Source organism: Thioalkalivibrio nitratireducens DSM 14787 (assembly GCF_000321415.2).
Lineage (GTDB): Bacteria > Pseudomonadota > Gammaproteobacteria > Ectothiorhodospirales > Ectothiorhodospiraceae > Thioalkalivibrio > Thioalkalivibrio nitratireducens.
The window spans coordinates 3858764-3873920 of sequence record NC_019902.2 but is presented as its reverse complement, the minus strand read 5'-3'; the positions used below and the strand labels follow the sequence as shown (position 1 = coordinate 3873920).

Below are 15157 nucleotides of genomic sequence, written 5' to 3'. Positions count from 1 at the left end.
AACCGCACGGCCGGTCCGGCGGTTTGTCGGCGGGTCCAACGGGCGCTACGCTAGCGCGATGAAAAAGGATGCGAATGCCCCACCGGAGCAGCCGAGTGCGCGAGCTCATCATCCAGGCCTGGCCCCGATCGACGATTCCGAGCTGACCCGGGAAAGCTGGAAGATCTTCCAGATCATGGCCGAGTTCGTCGAGGGCTTCGAACGGCTCGCGCGGATCAAGCCGTCGGTGAGTGTCTTCGGTTCGGCCAGGATTCCGCCGGGGCATCCGGACTACCTGCTCGCCGAGGAGATCGCGCGCCAGTTGTCGGATTCCGGTTTCGCGGTGGTCAGTGGCGGCGGCCCGGGCATCATGGAGGCGGCGAACAAGGGGGCGTTCGCGGGGAAATCGCCGAGCATCGGTCTGAATATCCAGCTGCCGCACGAACAACAGGCGAATCCGTACCAGGACATCGGCCTGGGGTTCCGGCACTTTTTCGCGCGCAAGGTGATGTTCGTGAAATACGCGTCCGCGTATGTGGTGCTGCCCGGGGGCTTTGGCACCCTCGACGAACTGGCCGAGATCCTGACCCTGGTCCAGACCGGTAAGTCGCGCCGGATCCCGATCGTGTTGGTCGGAACCACGTTCTGGCGCGGCCTGCTGGACTGGTTCGAGCAGACGCTGGTCGCCCGCGGTACGATTTCGACCGGCGACTTGGCGTTATACTCGCTGGTAGACACTCCCGAGGCCGCGGTCAACGCCATCTTCGAGTACTACGAGGCACGCAGCTTCGAGCCCTCGGCAGAGGAAAAGCAACGCCTGATGGAGCTCTGAAATGCGCTGGATCCTGTTCGCGGCCCTAGCGGGCCTGATCGCACTGCCGGCCGCCTGGGCGCAGGAGTGGAGCGATGCTCCACCTCCGCCGGAAATAGCAGCCGACGCCCCGCCGCCGGTCCTCGACGAGCGTGCCCGGCAGCTGCAGCGGCTGGAGGAGGCCGATATCACGCTGATCGAGCGGCGCGACGGGCTGATTCGGGAATACCGGTTCGGCGGGCGCCTGTTCATGGTGGAAGTGATCCCCCGCTATGGGCGACCCTACTACCTGCTCGACACCACCGGGGACGGCATGCTCGATACCCGCCGGCCCGGCCTGGGCCCTGACTTCGTGCCGCCGCAATGGATCCTGTTCGCGTGGTGACCCGGCGGGGGCGGGCAGCCCTTTTCTTCCCCGGTCTCCTACCGGCCTTGCTGTTGAGCGCATCGCTGGCGGTCGCCAGCGACGTCTATCGCTGGACCGGTCCGGACGGAACGCCGCACTTCGGCGATCGGCCACCGACCGGGGCAGATTCGGAACGGATCGAGGTGCGTGCGCCTATGGGTGCGCTGCCGCTGCCCGACGCCGAGGAGATCCTGCGCAGGCCGCTGCGGCCCGTGACCGAGGAACCGGTGGGTGCGCCGGAAGCGCCCACCGTCGAGGCGGATCCGGACGAACCCGACCCGGTGACCCGGGATCGCCGTAGCTTCCGCGGCCGTTAGCACCAACCGGGTGCGCCCGGTCGCGCGTATCGCACCATATTGGTGCTATTATCCCCCGGCACCCGTGCATCCTGCGTCCCTTTGGCGCCGGATCGGCGAATCAACGGCGCAGGCGATGGGCGCGCGATTCTGGCGCAATTCCTGCTAGGTCCTCCCCGATGAATGCCAATGCTGTTCCAGACCGATCCGGTACGGACGTCTGTTCGTGGTGGGACGACCTGTCGACCGCAGTGCTGGTCACCGACGGCCGGCTGCGGCTGATTTCGGTCAACTCGGCAGCCGAGGTGCTGCTCGGCCTCAGCCGCGAGCGGGTCGTTGGGGCGCAACTCGGGCAATCGCTGCGCCTGGACCGGAACCTGACCGGGCAGTTGCAGCACGCGATGACCCTGGACCATCCGCTCACGCTGCGTGCCCGTCGCCTGCAACCGTTGCGCGCACAGGGGTTTCTCGCCGATCTGGTGGTCTCGCCGCTGCACGATGCGATGCTACCCGCGCGCCTGCTGATCGAACTCACCGCCATCGACCGCCAGCAGCGGATCAACCAGGAAGACCAGCTGCGCCAGCAGCAGGCGATCAGCCGGGCAGTGACCCGCGGGCTCGCGCACGAAATCAAGAACCCGCTGGGCGGCCTGCGCGGTGCGGCGCAGCTGTTGGCCTGCGAGCTCGACGATTCGGCGCTGCGGGAGTACACCCGGATCATCATTCGCGAGGCGGACCGCCTGCGCGGCCTGGTCGATCGCATGCTGGGACCGAACAATCTCCCACGGCTCGAGCCGGTGAACGTGCACGAGGTACTCGAGCACGTGCGTGGGCTGGTCAGCGTGCAACTGCCGCTGGATCTGCGGATCACGGCGGATTACGACCCCAGCATCCCCGAAGTGCTGGCCGATCGCGACATGCTGGTGCAGGCGATCCTCAATCTGGTGCAGAACGCGATGCAGGCACTCGGCGACCACGGCGAGATCCGCCTGATGTCCCGGATCCTGCGCCAGTACACGATCTCCGGCGAGCGCCACCGCCTGGTCGCGCGCCTGCGGGTGCGCGACAACGGCCCGGGCGTTCCCGAGGAGATCCGCGAGCGGATCTTCTTTCCGATGGTGACCGGGCGCGCATCCGGTACCGGGCTGGGTCTGCCGATCGCACAGGGCCTGGTCCAGCTGAACAACGGCCTGATCGAGTGCCACTCGCGGCCGGGATGCACCGACTTCGACGTCCTGCTGCCCCTGGAGAGCGAGCAATGAAAACGTCCATCTGGGTCATCGACGACGACGATTCGATTCGCTGGGTGCTCGAGCGTGCGCTGAGCCGCGCGGGCCTCGACGCCCGCGGCTTCGAATCGGCCGATCTGGCCTGGAGCGCTCTGGAGCAGGACGAGGCGCCGGACGTGATCGTCGCCGACATCCGGATGCCGGGTTTGAACGGGCTGGATTTCCTGGCCCGCGTGCGCAACCGTCCGGATCACCCGCCAGTGATCATCATGACCGCGTTCTCGGATCTGGAAAGCGCGGTCGCAGCCTACCAGACCGGGGCTTTCGAATACCTGCCGAAGCCGTTCGACCTGGACGAGGCGGTGGGCCTGGTCCGCCGGGCGCTGCAGGCGCGCCGCGAGAGCAGGGTCAGCGCCGGTGACGAGGCCGGGCCGCCCGCCGCCATCATTGGCGAGGCGCCGGCGATGCAGGAGCTGTTCCGTGCGATCGGCCGGTTATCGCGGTCGAACATCACCGTGCTGGTGAATGGCGAGTCCGGCACCGGCAAGGAGCTGGTGGCCCGCGCGCTGCACCAGCACAGCCCGCGTGCGCACCAGCCACTGATCGCGCTGAACACTGCCGCGATCCCGAAGGATCTGCTCGAAAGCGAGCTGTTCGGTCACGAGCGGGGCGCGTTCACCGGTGCAAGTCAGGGCCGCAAGGGGCGCTTCGAACAAGCCGACGGCGGCACGTTGTTCCTGGACGAGATCGGCGATATGCCCTTTGACCTGCAGACGCGCCTGCTGCGGGTACTGTCGGACGGCACCTTCTACCGTGTTGGCGGGCATACCCCGATCCGGGTCGATGTGCGCATCATCGCTGCCACGCACCAGGACCTTGAGGACCGGGTGGCCGCGGGCCTGTTCCGGGAAGACCTGTTCCACCGGTTGAACGTGATCCGCATCCATGTGCCCGCGCTGCGTGAGCGCCCCGAGGACATCCCGCTGCTGATCCGCCATTTCATGCTGGAGGCCGCCCGCGACCTGGACGTTGAACCCAAGCTGATGCGGCCCGAGGTCGTCGCCGAACTGCAGCGGATGCGCTGGCCGGGCAACGTGCGCCAGCTGGAAAACACCTGCCGCTGGCTGACGGTGATGGCCTCCGGCCGCGAGGTTCACCTCGAGGATCTGCCGCCGGAACTGCGAGGACAGCCGGCGCAGGAGTCCACCGATTCCGGCACACGTGTTGCGCCGGTGCGCGACTGGACCCGGGAGCTTGCCGAGCGTGCGCGGGAGCACTGGCGCAGCGGGTCCCGGGGCGTGCTGGCGGTGGTGCAGCCCCAGTTTGAACGCACCCTGATCCTGGAGGCGCTGGCGATGACCGACGGCCATCGCCAGCAGGCTGCAGCGCTGCTGGGCTGGGGGCGCAACACCCTGACGCGGAAAATCCAGGAACTCGGTATCGATCGCCCCGACCCCCGCTAACCTCCATGGCCCGTGTGGCCACCCCCGATGATGAAAGAGGCGTAGGGCGGAAAAGGCCGAAGGCCGTCATCCGCCAACCGGCGCCCGGGGTGCCGCGGGCGCCTGGGCACTGCGAACGCCGTGTGGCGGATGACGCTGCGCTAGTCCGCCCTACGTGTCGCCCGGGACGCGACGCGGGTTCTTTCACCTCAACGCCTGTGCCAGCGGCCACCCCGCAACATGAAAATGCGAGCCACGGAAAGCACGGAAAGCACGGAAAAGGGTTAAATTTGTATCATCTTCCGTGGCCGTATTTTCACGTTGACGGCCGTGGCTCGTCGCCGCTACCCCGGCCACGCAAGAAGCGTACGCCGGCGCGCAGAATGTCGTCTCCAGGAGCGGACCCGGGAAATCCTCAGCCATGCTGCATATCGTACTCTTCGAGCCCGAGATCCCGCCGAACACCGGCAACATCATCCGCCTGGCCGCGAATACCGGCGCCCAGCTTCACCTGATCCACCCGCTGGGCTTCGCGCTCGACGAACGGCGGCTGCGCCGCGCGGGCCTGGACTATCGCGAGTTCACGGCAGTTCACGAGTACCAAAGCCTGGCGGCCTGCCTGTCGGCTGGAGCCCTGACGCGTCTGTTTGCGCTGACCACGCACGCGCGTCGCCGCCACGATACGCCCGCCTTCGCGTCCGGTGACGGTTTCCTGTTCGGCCCCGAGACTCGCGGTCTGCCCGAACCTGTGCTCGCACGATTTCCGGACGAGCGGCGCCTGCGCATCCCGATGCGGGCGCAGAGCCGAAGCCTGAACCTCTCCAACGCGGTCGCGGTCGTCGTGTTCGAGGCCTGGCGCCAGCTGGGGTTTACCGGCAGCGTCTGATCATCTCGCTCCAGGCGCTGCCTGACCCGGGCATTCCCGTTGCAGCACGTCTTCCGGGGCCGCCAGCGGCTCGGGCGGGGATGCTAGCGCTTGCGGTATGCGTCCGCCGCCGGGTTATTCGTCCTCGGCGACCGGGTCGCGTTCGAGCAGGCGGCGAGCGGTTTCGCGCACCGGGCGGCCCTGGTACAGCACCGCGTGAACCTCGTCGCAGATCGGCATCTCGACGCCGGCCTGCTGTGCACGTTCCACGGCCACCCGCGCGGTCTCGGCCCCTTCCACGGCCTGGCCGATCCGCCTCCGGGCGGTATCGAGGTCGTAGCCCTCGCCGAGGAACAACCCCAGCCGGCGGTTGCGCGACTGGTCGTCCGTGCAGGTCAGGATCAGGTCGCCGAGACCGGACAGCCCGGTCAGCGTCTGCGGCCGTGCGCCCACCGCGGCCCCGAGGCGCTGCAATTCAGCCAGCCCGCGTGTCATCAGCGCGGCTCGGGCGTTGGCGCCGAAGCCGGCGCCGTCCGAGATGCCGGCGGCGATCGCGAGCACGTTCTTGAAAGCGCCGCCCAGCTCGACCCCGAGCACGTCGGCATTGCGATAAAGACGCATCGCCCGGCCGTGGAAGGCGCTGGCGACCAGCTCGGCGAGGCCGGGCTCGGACGCGGCGATGGTCAGCGCAGTCGGCTGCTCCCGCGCGACCTCGGCGGCAAACGACGGGCCCGAGAGTACGGCCGGGGAATGGCCGGGACATTCCTGTTCAAGAACCTCGTGGAGCCAGGCGCCGGTCGCCATCTCCAGCCCCTTGGTGGCCCAGGCGATGCGCTGGCCCGGCTGGATCCGCGGGGCGATCCAGCGCAGGGTCTCGCGAAAACCGCCGGTCGGCACCGCAACCAGGATCAAGTCCCGACCGATGACCGCCCGGTCGCGGTCGGCGACGACATGCAGCGACTCGGGGAAGACGACCCCGGGCAGGTACCGAGCGTTCTCCCGTCGCTGTTCGAGCCGTTCGGCCTGCCCGGGATCGCGGGCCCACAGGACCACGTCCGGATGCAGGCGCGCGGCCTGCAGGGCCAGTGCCGTTCCCCATGAACCTGAGCCGAGGACGGCGACCCGGGGTGTGCGGTCGATCGCGTGCTGCGTGTCCATCGCCGGTCAGCGCGGTGCGTGGCCCGGGGGAGGACCGGCAGCGCGTCAGGCGGACGCCGGGCCGGCAGGGGCTCGCGGCGTCCGACGGTGCGCCCTGCTGTTTCTGCTGATGCTGCGCATACAGCGCGTCGAAGTTGATCGGCTGCAGCAGCACCTGCGGGAAGCCGCCCTTCAGCACCATGTCGGCAACGACCTCGCGGGCGAATGGAAACAGGATGTTCGGGCAGTATGCCCCGAACAGATGCCCCTTCTGCTCGGGCGAAAAGCCGCGTGCGACGAATACCCCAGCTTGCTTGACCTCGACCAGGTAGGCGGTCTCGCTCTGCGAAGTGGTCGTGACGGTCAGACCGAGTTCCACCTCGTAGACCCCGTCCTGTTCGTTCAGCGTGCGGGTCTTCGTGTTCAGCTGCAGGTTGGTCTCGCCCTTCCATTCCTTCAGGAAGATGTCGGGCGCAGACGGTGCCTCGAACGACAGATCCTTGATGTAGAGCTTCTGGATCGTGAACTCGGGGCCCTGGCCCTGCGGCGGGGTACCGGAGTTGGTGCTGCTTGCGCTCGGGTTATTCTCTTCAGCCATGTCGTCGTCTCGTGCAAGGGGTGTAGGGAGGGCGGCGGTCAGCGCGCAGCGCGGCGTGCCCAGGCGACGATGTCGCCGGTGGACATCGCTCCGCTCTGCCGGGCGATTTCGCGCCCGTGATCAAACAGGATCATCGTCGGGATGCCGCGGATGCCGAAGCGGGCTCCTGCGTCGGGGTTCGCCTCGGTGTCGAGTTTCAGCAGCCGCATCGCAGGTTCCAGTTCGCTCGCCGCGCTGGCGAACTGGGGGGCCATCATGCGGCAGGGAGCGCACCAGGACGCCCAGAAATCGACCAGCACCGGGCGCTGGTCGCGACTGACGAAGCGCTCCAGCCGTGCCAGATCGACCGCACTCGGGTCGCCGCTGAACAGCGGATTGCGGCAAGCCCCGCAGCGCGCGCCCCCGGCACGGGAATCCGGCGCTCGGTTCACCTGGCCGCAGTGCGGGCAGACACGGTGTGCCCCGGCTGCAGCATTCATGCTGTCTGCCTCGCTGCGCTGGTTATCAGGTGCTCCAGCCGTCCGTTGCGGTGCAGCGAGGCAAGGTCGTCGTAGCCGCCAATGTGGGTGTCGCCGAGGAAGATCTGCGGCACCGAAGTACGCCCGGAACGCCGTTCCATCGTGCGGCGCTGCTCCGGGTCGATGTCGACGCGGATCACCTCGTACGCGTGGCCCAGCTTGTCCAGCAACTGGCGGGCCAGCGTGCAGTAGGGGCAGAATTCGGAGAGGTAGACTTGAAATCGCATCCACCAACCTTAACGCGAAATGCGCGCGCAGTGCGCTAGGAATCCCCCTCTCCCGCTGGTCGGAGAGGGACGGAGAGAGAGAACGATCACCGCGATACGTGACCGGTTTTCATCGTTCCGGGTGGCGCGCGTCGGCACGAGCGTTCACTTCTTCTTCACTGGCAGGCCGGCCGACTGCCACGCCTGGATTCCGCCCTGGAGATTGGTCACGTCGGTGAAGCCCGCGCTCACCAGCTGCGAGGCCGCCACCGCCGATCGTGCACCGCTGCGGCAGTAGACCACCACAGGGGACTCCTTGTAGCGCTCGATGTCCGCGATCCGCTTTTTCAGAACTCCCAGCGGGATGTGCCGGGACGAGCCGATCCGGCCGCCGGTGAGTTCGTTGTCCTCGCGCACGTCCAGCACCAGCGCGCCCTCGCGGTTCATTACCCGAACCGCCTCCGACGGTGGAAGGGCCCGGTACTTCCGGGTCGCGCGCTGGAACTCGGTGTACAGAATCAGTGCGACCACCGCGATCAGGGCGCCGGTCAACAGCGGGTGATTGCCAAGAAATTCGGGCAGGCGTTCAATCATGGTGACAACCGTTCAGGGTCAGGAGCGGCAGAACACGTCCTGCATCATGCTGATCAGGCGCAGGGTCCGGGCATCGCCGACGCGGTAGTAGACGCGGTTCGCGTCCTTTCGAGTCGCGAGGATACCCTTGTCGCGAAGGATACCAAGGTGCTGGGAGATATTGCTCTGGGAAGTCCCCACCTGGTCCACGATCTCCTGCACGCTGATCTCGCGGTCCCCAAGGATGCAGAGTATCTTCAGCCGCAGTGGATGGGACATGGCCTTCAGCGAACGGGACGCGCGCTCGATGTCCTCGTCCTGGGTCATCAGGGTTTCATCGAAGCAGATCGGATCGTGGTTCACGGCAACACACCCGTATTTTGGGAACATCATGGGCAGATACGGCTATCGTACAGAATATAAGCAATCAAAAGTACTCGGATGTTTGCCCGAGCGCAATGGCTAGGCTGCGGAAATTCCCCCTTATACAGCCCCTTGGCGGCTGGCTGCTTGCGCTGATCCTGGTGCCTGCCACGGTGGCGGGCGTGGAGACGGAGTCCGAGCTCGAGGCCACCCGGGAGGCCATGGAACTGCTGGAGCGCCATCAACAGCGGCGGTTGCGCGAGATCGAGCGCATCGAGGAGCGAATCGCGGAGGTGGCCAGGCGCAATCAGGAACTGCGTACCGAGCGCCGCGAACTGGGCGCTGCCCTAGCGGCACAGGATCTGGCGGTGGAACGGCAGCAGGCCCGGGTCGACCGACAGGAGACCGAACTGGCTGCAGCCAGGCACCAGGCCGCACAACTGTTGCGTGGACAGTGGCTGCGCGAACGGCATCGCCGATGGCATGGCCAGGGCGGCGCAGCGCGGCACTATACCGAGCTCGATGCCCGGATCCAGGCCAGACGCGAACAGCTGCTCGCCGGGATCGATCGCGCACTGCAGGAACTGGCCGAGGCACGTGACCGGCTGGTCGAGGCGCGGGGCTACCTGGTCGAGCAGGAACGCGAGGCGCAGCGTCTGCAGCGGGAGATCGACCGCCAGGAGGAAGAGCAGGCGGCGCTGCTGGCCCGGGCGCAGCGGGAAGCGGAGCGCGAGGCGCTGGAGCTGGCGCGCCTGGAACGGAATGCGCAGACGCTCGAGAGCGTGCTGCGCCGGATGCGCGCAGCACCGCCCCCGCGCCGGGAAGCCGCGGAACCGGAAGCGGGGCCGTTCGCTTCGCGCCGGGGCGGCCTTGCGCCACCGGTCGACGGAACCGTGCTGCACCGTTATGGAGGATCCCGGGGCGGCGGGGTGCACGCACGGTGGCGAGGCGACGTCTTCGACGCCGGAGACGATGCGCCGGTACTCGCGGTGCACGGCGGGCAGGTAGTCTACGCGGACTGGATGCGGGGATACGGATTCCTCGTGATCCTCGATCACGGTGACGGCTACCTCACCCTGTATGGCAACAACCGGGAACTGCTGGTGCGCCAGGGTCAGCAGATCGAACGGGGCGCCGTGATCGCACGCGCCGGGGCGACGAGCACCGTGATCGCGCCTGGACTTTATTTCGAGTTGCGCCACCGCGGGGAGACATTGAACCCGGCGTCCTGGTGGGACTCAAAGTAGCACACCCGATGCCCCGATTCCGCGCCGCGGGCGCGCGATTGCGGGTTGAGGTGCAGGCAGTGGTAACATCCCGAATCAATGGCTTCCCGCGTGGGGATTCGAGTATGAACAAGCGTTACAGCGTCGGCTACGGGCTCGTGATCGGCGTCATCCTGGGTCTGTTTCTGAGCGTGTCCGTCGGCGTCTTCGCCGACCGCCACGAAGGCGCAAGCGCGCAGATCCCCGTGGAAGACCTGCGTCGGTTCACCGATGTGTACATGCGCATCAAGCGCAACTATGTCTCCGAGGTCGAGGACCGGGAACTGCTCGACAACGCGATCAAGGGGATGCTCTCGGGTCTGGACCCCCATTCGGCTTACCTCGACGAGCGCGAGTTCCGCGACCTGCAGGTCGGCACCAGCGGCGAGTTCGGCGGACTCGGGATCGAGGTCGGGATGGAAGACGGCTTCGTCAAGGTGATCGCGCCGATCGACGACACCCCGGCCAGCCGCGCCGGCATTCGTGCGGGCGACCTGATCATTCGTCTGGACGACACCCCGGTCAAGGGCATGAGCCTGTCGGACGCGGTCAGCAAGATGCGCGGCAAGCGCGGCACGGATATCACGCTGACCATCATGCGCGAAGGCGTCGATGGCCCGCTGCGCATCACCATCACCCGCGACGTCATCCGGGTGCAGAGCGTGCGCTGGGAGGCGCTGGAACCCGGCTTCGGTTACGTCCGGATCACCAATTTCCAGGCCCGCACCGCGCGTGATCTGGTCCGTGCGGTCGAATCCCTGAAGGAGGCCGGACCGTTGCACGGGTTGGTGCTCGACCTGCGCAACAATCCGGGTGGCGTGTTGAACGGGGCCGTGGGCGTCTCGGACGCGTTCCTCGACAGCGGCCTGATCGTGTATACCGAGGGCCGGCTGCAGGAGTCCCAGTTCCGCTATACGGCATCTCCCGGGGACGTGGCCGCGGGTGCGCCGATCGTTGTACTGGTCAACGAGGGTTCGGCATCGGCGTCCGAAATCGTCGCGGGGGCCCTGCAGGACCACAAGCGGGCGGTGATCATGGGCGTCCAGACCTTCGGCAAGGGGTCGGTGCAGACGATTCTCCCGCTGGCTCAGGAAACCGCGATCAAGCTGACGACCGCGCGCTACTACACGCCGGATGGGCGGTCGATTCAGGCCGAGGGGATCGAGCCCGACATCCGGATCGAGCCATTGACGGTGGCCCGCAACGACGACGGAGCGGCGCGCGTGAGCGAGGCGAACCTCGATCGCCACCTGCGGGGTAACAACGAGCATGATGACAACGGTGCCGCCGACGCCGAGGAGCCGAGCGAACCCTTGGCCCAGCGCGACTACGCGCTGAACGAGGCGCTGAACCTGCTGAAGGGCCTGGCGATCCTGGGGCAGCGCTCGTGAGCCGGGCCCCGGACGCGATCCGGGTGCTCGTGCCGCTGGCCCCCGGCGCGGAAGAACTCGAGGCGGTGACCCTCATCGATCTGTTCCGGCGCGCCGGTTTCACCGTGGTGGTGGCCGGGCTCGAGCCGGGCCCGGTGACTTGTTCCCGGGGTACGGTGATCGTTCCCGACCGGCCATTGGAGGATCTCGCCGGACAATCGTTTGACCTGGTCGTGCTGCCGGGCGGATTGCCCGGCGCCGACCATCTGCGCGACGACCCCCGTGTGCAGGCGCTGTTGCGCGGGCAGGCGGACGCAGGGCGCGTGGTCGCGGCGATCTGTGCGGCACCGAAGGCGCTGGCCAGCGCCGGTCTGCTGGCGGGGCGTCGCGCCGCCGCCTACCCGGGTGCGCTCGAAGAGAGCGGGTTGCAGCCGACCGGCGCAGCGGTGGAGATTGACGGCGGCGTGGTCACGGGTCGCGGTCCGGGGGTCGCGATGGACTTTGCGCTGACGCTGATCGAACAGCTCGGCGGGAAAGCTCTGCGCGAACGTGTCGAGGAGCCGCTGTTGCGCTAGTGGGCGCCGTGCGAAGCCCGTTGTCAATCGAGTTTGGCGCGACACGACAGTGCGCAGATTCCGCCAACAGGTATCCGGGCCCGGCCGGCGGCCGCAGGCTCCGTGGCCACGGGTCGCGCTCAGCGGCGTGTTCCCGGGCCGCCGGTCAGCCACGCGACGGCCTCGGGGAAGAAGTGGGCAACCCCCTCGAGCACGCCGGCGGCGTAGTGTCCGTTCATGCCGAGGAACCCGCCGCGGGCGACGTACAGGCGTTCCGGATGGCCGGCCTCGCCGGCGCGGCGCACCGCTTCCGCGCGCACCTCGTTCGGTGCGTTGCGCACCAGCACGGCCTGCAGCCCGCTGACCAGCACGTCGAGGTCGTTGCCGCTGTCCCCGGCGAACATCGTCGCGCGGTCGGGAAAGCCCTGTTCCCGCATCAGGAACTCGATCGCGTGGCGCTTGTTCGCGGAGGCGGGCAGGACGTCGAGCAGGCCGCGATCGGCCTGCTCGTCGATGCTCCAGATCAGGTTCGCGCGCACGCCGTGCGCGTCCAGGCACTCCCGCACCGCCTGCAGGAGCGGCCCGGGCCGGACATCGGACGGCGCGTAATAGCTGAGCTTGAAGTCGTTCTGTTTCTCGGGCTCCTGCAGTTCCAGGCCGTCGAGTGCGTCGAGCCAGCCGGCTAGATCCGGCCCCTCCCAGCCCTGCCAGTCCGGCGCGATCTCCTGCGACCAGGCCCGCCAGCGCGTCCAGCGCTCGCCATCGAGCCGGTAGATGGTTGTGCCGACATCGCCGATCGCGAACTCCGGCACTGGCAGTGCGTAGTCGCGGATCGCACCCCGCAGCAGGTCCTCGTCCCGACCGCTGACGTAGACCAGTACCGTCTCGGGCCGGGCCGCGAGGCGGCGCAGCAGCGGCCGCGCCTCGGGCGACTCCGGCTGGTCCCCGTTGGGGATCACGGTCCGGTCCAGGTCGGTACACAACACCAGGAGGTCAGGCATCGCCATTGATCCGGAACGGCGTCCGGCCCTGCAACGCCTGTTGGCCGATCACCGCCCCGGCCGCGCTCCAGCCCTGACGGGGCGTGCCGCCGGGTGTCAGTTTCCGGCCATGAATGAACTCGGGAAAGCTCCAAGGCTGACCGTCGATCGCCTGTGAATTGGCCCGATGGATTCCCGCGAGCAGGGCTCGCGCGTGCCGGGTGCGCCCCCGGCGCGCGAGGTCGGCGACATGGAAGCCCGTCAGCATCGGCCAGAGCCCGCCGTTGTGAAACTCGTAGGGCCGGTTCTTGAACGTGTAGGAAAACATGACCTGCAGATCCTCCCAGTCCTCGTCGACCGGTTCGATCACCGGATGGAACGCCGGCAGCAGTGGCATCTCTTCGTTCAGCAGTTCATCCGCGATGAAGGCATCGACCCGTTCGCGCTGGGCGTCGTTGGCCACGCCGAACAGCGAGGCCAGCACGTTGGCGAAGGCATCGAAGCGGTAGCCGTAGCCGCTCGGCGAAAAATGCGGCATCCAGTACCGGTCCGCGCAGTGCGGCGCGGCCTCGAGCCCCTTGCGGTACAGCACCTCATGGTAGGTGTCGCCGGGCACTGTGCCGTCGCCGTTGAACCAGTAATTCCCGCGGATCAGGTGGTGCAGTCGTCCGATGCGCTCACCCAGCGCATGATCGGCCGAACCGTGTACCTCTTCGTGCAGCGTGGCGAAGCTGCGCTGGGCCTGGAGATACAGTAGCTGGTCGTAGAGCACGTAGCCGCTCTGCAGGTACTCGTCGGCCCAGTCCCCGGTCACCGGTACGTACAGCAGCCCACGGTTGTTGAACTCCCAGGCGCCGAGCAGAAAGCGCACCTTCTCGATCGCCGGAAGCATGCGGTCGAGGAAGGCACCGTCGCCGGTGGCGCGCCAGAACTCGGCACAGGCGATCACGAACCAGAGGTCGGCATCGACTCGCCCGGTGGTCCCGCCATAGCTGATGCGCCCGGTGGCCGGGTCCACGTTGCTCGGGATCTCGCCATGCGGGCCCTGGTGCGCCGCCAGCACCTCCAGCGTGCATCGGGCCGTCGCGATCAGGTCGGCGTCGTCGGTGCAAAGCGCCGCCAGTGTCAGGATCGCGCCGTCCCGGGCCCAGATGCGCCGGTAGTTCGAGCGCTGGGTCGGGGTGGCCAGGAAGCCGTCGGCTGTCGCGCAGGCGCGCAGCAGGTCGATCGCGCGCTCGTAGCCCTCGTTCCCGTCTGCGTCCAACGCGCCTTCCTGCATGCCCCCAGAGGCGCTCATTCGTCCTCCCGCGGGATCACTTCCAGCGCGATCTCGAGGTCCAGCTCCTGGCCATCGCGCCAGATCGTCACGGTCACGATGTCACCGGCCCCGCGCTGGAGCACGGCGCGCTGTACGTCGATCGCGCGCGTGACCGGTTCGCCGTCGATTGCAGTGATCACGTCCATCCCGTACGGGAAGGGCTGCCCGTCGACCACCACCACGCCCTCCGGGCCTCGGATCCCGGCGCGGTCTCCCGGGCCGTCCCGGGAGACGCCGGTTACCACCACCCCCTGGGACGGTAATTCCAGCTGCTCCCGGAGCGCGCGCGGGTAGTCCGCGACCCGAAGGGCGATCTGCAGACCGATGCGGGGACGGTCCGGGAGCTGCGCGGCCGCAGCCGCAATGCCAGACAGGCCGCCGGCGAGCAGCTGCGACATCGCCTCGCCGAGCAGATTGCTGGGAACCGCCAGGCCGATGCCGGCGAACGCCCCTGCCGGGGCCAGGATGGTGTTGTTGATGCCGACGACCTGCGCCGCGGAGTTCAGCAGCGGGCCACCCGAGTTGCCGGGATTGATCGCTGCATCGGTCTGGATGTAGGGGATCTCGATACCCACCAGCCCGGGCTGCGTGCGTTCGACCGCGGAAACAATGCCGGCGGTCACGCTGGAATGCAGGCCGAAGGGGTTGCCGATCGCGACCGCCTTCTGGCCGACCTGTACCTGGTCGGAGTCGGCGAGCGGGATCGGTGGTACGAACGGAGCCATCTCCGGCTCGACCAGTTCGAGCAACGCCAGGTCGACATCCGGATTCGCGCCCAGGATCCGGACCGGATGCTCGGTCTCGGGGCTGCCGAGGTAGGAGACGCTCAGGCGGGCGCCGGAGGCCAGTTCAATCGTGTCGTCGGGGCCCTCGCCCATCGCCATCGCGACCACGTGAAAGTTCGTGATGATACGTCCCGCGTCGTCCACCACGAAGCCGCTGCCTCCCGCGACCCGCTGCCCGTCCGACTCGCGTTCGGCCGGGGTTCCGGGCGCCGATACGCGTACCGACACCACGCTGGGAGCGACGCTTTGCACGACCTCGATGGTGTTCTGTTCGTAGGCGAGGCGCTCTCCCCGGAAGTCGGTTCGAGGCGCGCAGCCGAGGCTGCTGCCGATCGCGCCTGCAAGCAGCAGGAGCGCCGGGAGCCACGCCGTTGGGCTCTGCCACCACCGCGGGTCGGGTTCGGTTCGGGTCTGCACCGCGTTCGTCATTTCCGGGTTCCTCGTGTCAGGGGCACGCCTCCA

Annotated in this window: 17 protein-coding genes and 1 pseudogene; 9 read left to right on the top strand and 9 right to left on the bottom strand. The window is 68.0% G+C overall.

Annotated elements, in window-relative coordinates; translation table 11 throughout:
- The first annotated feature begins 58 nt into the window (after nt 1–58).
- From TVNIR_RS17735 to TVNIR_RS17710, 6 genes are all read left to right on the top strand, one after another.
- Nucleotides 59–811: an LOG family protein gene (locus TVNIR_RS17735; protein WP_015260459.1), complete on the top strand. Its 753-nt coding sequence runs from the start codon at nt 59–61 to the stop codon at nt 809–811.
- A gap of 1 nt (nt 812) precedes the next feature.
- Complete coding sequence (locus TVNIR_RS17730; protein ID WP_015260458.1) at nt 813–1175, top strand: DUF2782 domain-containing protein; 363 nt, start codon at nt 813–815, stop codon at nt 1173–1175.
- A 53-nt stretch (nt 1176–1228) separates the two neighbouring features.
- Complete coding sequence (locus tag TVNIR_RS17725; RefSeq protein WP_237251681.1) at nt 1229–1513, top strand: DUF4124 domain-containing protein; 285 nt, start codon at nt 1229–1231, stop codon at nt 1511–1513.
- Nucleotides 1514–1671: 158 nt separating this feature from the next.
- Nucleotides 1672–2754, top strand: a complete 1083-nt coding sequence (gene glnL, locus TVNIR_RS17720; protein ID WP_015260456.1) for a nitrogen regulation protein NR(II) — start codon at nt 1672–1674, stop codon at nt 2752–2754.
- Nucleotides 2751–4184, top strand: a complete 1434-nt coding sequence (gene ntrC, locus TVNIR_RS17715; protein ID WP_015260455.1) for a nitrogen regulation protein NR(I) — start codon at nt 2751–2753, stop codon at nt 4182–4184. Before glnL ends, ntrC begins: the two co-directional genes overlap by 4 nt.
- A gap of 400 nt (nt 4185–4584) precedes the next feature.
- A complete protein-coding gene (locus tag TVNIR_RS17710; protein ID WP_015260454.1) occupies nt 4585–5049 on the top strand; it encodes a tRNA (cytidine(34)-2'-O)-methyltransferase in 465 nt (154 codons plus the stop codon).
- A 114-nt stretch (nt 5050–5163) separates the two neighbouring features.
- On the opposite strand, the gene TVNIR_RS17705 is transcribed toward TVNIR_RS17710, so the two are convergent.
- The 6 genes and pseudogenes from TVNIR_RS17705 to TVNIR_RS17685 all read right to left on the bottom strand — a co-directional run bounded on the left by TVNIR_RS17705 (nt 5164) and on the right by TVNIR_RS17685 (nt 8450).
- A complete protein-coding gene (locus tag TVNIR_RS17705) occupies nt 5164–6186 on the bottom strand; it encodes an NAD(P)H-dependent glycerol-3-phosphate dehydrogenase (RefSeq protein ID WP_043739915.1) in 1023 nt (340 codons plus the stop codon).
- Between the two features lie 73 nt (nt 6187–6259).
- Nucleotides 6260–6763: pseudogene (gene secB / locus TVNIR_RS19415) on the bottom strand (protein-export chaperone SecB); the annotation flags it as partial.
- A gap of 38 nt (nt 6764–6801) precedes the next feature.
- Nucleotides 6802–7242, bottom strand: coding sequence for a thioredoxin family protein (locus TVNIR_RS17700; RefSeq protein ID WP_015260451.1), 441 nt, complete (start codon nt 7240–7242; stop codon nt 6802–6804).
- The gene (gene grxC, locus TVNIR_RS17695) at nt 7239–7508 is read right to left on the bottom strand and encodes a glutaredoxin 3 (RefSeq protein ID WP_015260450.1); all 270 of its coding nucleotides are present in this window, start codon (nt 7506–7508) and stop codon (nt 7239–7241) included. The genes TVNIR_RS17700 and grxC overlap by 4 nt, the downstream gene beginning before the upstream one ends.
- Nucleotides 7509–7652: 144 nt before the next feature.
- The gene (locus TVNIR_RS17690; protein ID WP_015260449.1) at nt 7653–8081 is read right to left on the bottom strand and encodes a rhodanese-like domain-containing protein; all 429 of its coding nucleotides are present in this window, start codon (nt 8079–8081) and stop codon (nt 7653–7655) included.
- Nucleotides 8082–8099: 18 nt separating this feature from the next.
- Nucleotides 8100–8450: an ArsR/SmtB family transcription factor gene (locus tag TVNIR_RS17685; RefSeq protein WP_157092379.1), complete on the bottom strand. Its 351-nt coding sequence runs from the start codon at nt 8448–8450 to the stop codon at nt 8100–8102.
- Nucleotides 8451–8518: 68 nt separating this feature from the next.
- Here TVNIR_RS17685 and TVNIR_RS17680 point away from each other — a divergent pair, with 68 nt between their 5' ends.
- From TVNIR_RS17680 to TVNIR_RS17670, 3 genes are all read left to right on the top strand, one after another.
- Nucleotides 8519–9670, top strand: coding sequence for a murein hydrolase activator EnvC family protein (locus TVNIR_RS17680; protein WP_043739914.1), 1152 nt, complete (start codon nt 8519–8521; stop codon nt 9668–9670).
- A gap of 104 nt (nt 9671–9774) precedes the next feature.
- Complete coding sequence (locus TVNIR_RS17675) at nt 9775–11079, top strand: S41 family peptidase (RefSeq protein ID WP_015260446.1); 1305 nt, start codon at nt 9775–9777, stop codon at nt 11077–11079.
- Complete coding sequence (locus TVNIR_RS17670; protein ID WP_015260445.1) at nt 11076–11633, top strand: DJ-1 family glyoxalase III; 558 nt, start codon at nt 11076–11078, stop codon at nt 11631–11633. The genes TVNIR_RS17675 and TVNIR_RS17670 overlap by 4 nt, the downstream gene beginning before the upstream one ends.
- A gap of 119 nt (nt 11634–11752) precedes the next feature.
- Here the strand turns inward: TVNIR_RS17670 and TVNIR_RS17665 are convergent, their stop codons facing one another.
- The 3 genes from TVNIR_RS17665 to TVNIR_RS17655 are packed head-to-tail and all read right to left on the bottom strand — an operon-like array spanning nt 11753 to nt 15124.
- Complete coding sequence (locus TVNIR_RS17665; RefSeq protein ID WP_015260444.1) at nt 11753–12613, bottom strand: HAD-IIB family hydrolase; 861 nt, start codon at nt 12611–12613, stop codon at nt 11753–11755.
- Nucleotides 12606–13889 carry an amylo-alpha-1,6-glucosidase gene (locus TVNIR_RS17660; protein ID WP_211263130.1) on the bottom strand — a complete coding sequence of 428 codons (1284 nt, stop codon included), beginning with the start codon at nt 13887–13889 and terminating at the stop codon, nt 12606–12608. Before TVNIR_RS17660 ends, TVNIR_RS17665 begins: the two co-directional genes overlap by 8 nt.
- Nucleotides 13886–15124, bottom strand: a complete 1239-nt coding sequence (locus tag TVNIR_RS17655) for a S1C family serine protease (RefSeq protein ID WP_015260442.1) — start codon at nt 15122–15124, stop codon at nt 13886–13888. The genes TVNIR_RS17660 and TVNIR_RS17655 overlap by 4 nt, the downstream gene beginning before the upstream one ends.
- Between the last annotated feature and the right edge of the window lie 33 nt (nt 15125–15157).

Excerpts from the sequence above, each read along its gene's own strand:
- TVNIR_RS17730 (WP_015260458.1), top strand. The coding sequence starts at position 813 with ATGCGCTGGATCCTGTTCGCGGCCCTAGCGGGCCTGATCGCACTGCCG.
- TVNIR_RS17685 (WP_157092379.1), bottom strand. The coding sequence starts at position 8,450 with ATGTTCCCAAAATACGGGTGTGTTGCCGTGAACCACGATCCGATCTGC.
- grxC (WP_015260450.1), bottom strand. The coding sequence starts at position 7,508 with ATGCGATTTCAAGTCTACCTCTCCGAATTCTGCCCCTACTGCACGCTG.
- TVNIR_RS17675 (WP_015260446.1), top strand. The coding sequence starts at position 9,775 with ATGAACAAGCGTTACAGCGTCGGCTACGGGCTCGTGATCGGCGTCATC.
- TVNIR_RS17705 (WP_043739915.1), bottom strand. The coding sequence starts at position 6,186 with ATGGACACGCAGCACGCGATCGACCGCACACCCCGGGTCGCCGTCCTC.
- TVNIR_RS17665 (WP_015260444.1), bottom strand. The coding sequence starts at position 12,613 with ATGCCTGACCTCCTGGTGTTGTGTACCGACCTGGACCGGACCGTGATC.
- ntrC (WP_015260455.1), top strand. The coding sequence starts at position 2,751 with ATGAAAACGTCCATCTGGGTCATCGACGACGACGATTCGATTCGCTGG.
- TVNIR_RS17690 (WP_015260449.1), bottom strand. The coding sequence starts at position 8,081 with ATGATTGAACGCCTGCCCGAATTTCTTGGCAATCACCCGCTGTTGACC.
- TVNIR_RS17660 (WP_211263130.1), bottom strand. The coding sequence starts at position 13,889 with ATGAGCGCCTCTGGGGGCATGCAGGAAGGCGCGTTGGACGCAGACGGG.
- TVNIR_RS17710 (WP_015260454.1), top strand. The coding sequence starts at position 4,585 with ATGCTGCATATCGTACTCTTCGAGCCCGAGATCCCGCCGAACACCGGC.
- TVNIR_RS17680 (WP_043739914.1), top strand. The coding sequence starts at position 8,519 with ATGGCTAGGCTGCGGAAATTCCCCCTTATACAGCCCCTTGGCGGCTGG.
- TVNIR_RS17735 (WP_015260459.1), top strand. The coding sequence starts at position 59 with ATGAAAAAGGATGCGAATGCCCCACCGGAGCAGCCGAGTGCGCGAGCT.
- TVNIR_RS17655 (WP_015260442.1), bottom strand. The coding sequence starts at position 15,124 with ATGACGAACGCGGTGCAGACCCGAACCGAACCCGACCCGCGGTGGTGG.
- TVNIR_RS17700 (WP_015260451.1), bottom strand. The coding sequence starts at position 7,242 with ATGAATGCTGCAGCCGGGGCACACCGTGTCTGCCCGCACTGCGGCCAG.
- glnL (WP_015260456.1), top strand. The coding sequence starts at position 1,672 with ATGAATGCCAATGCTGTTCCAGACCGATCCGGTACGGACGTCTGTTCG.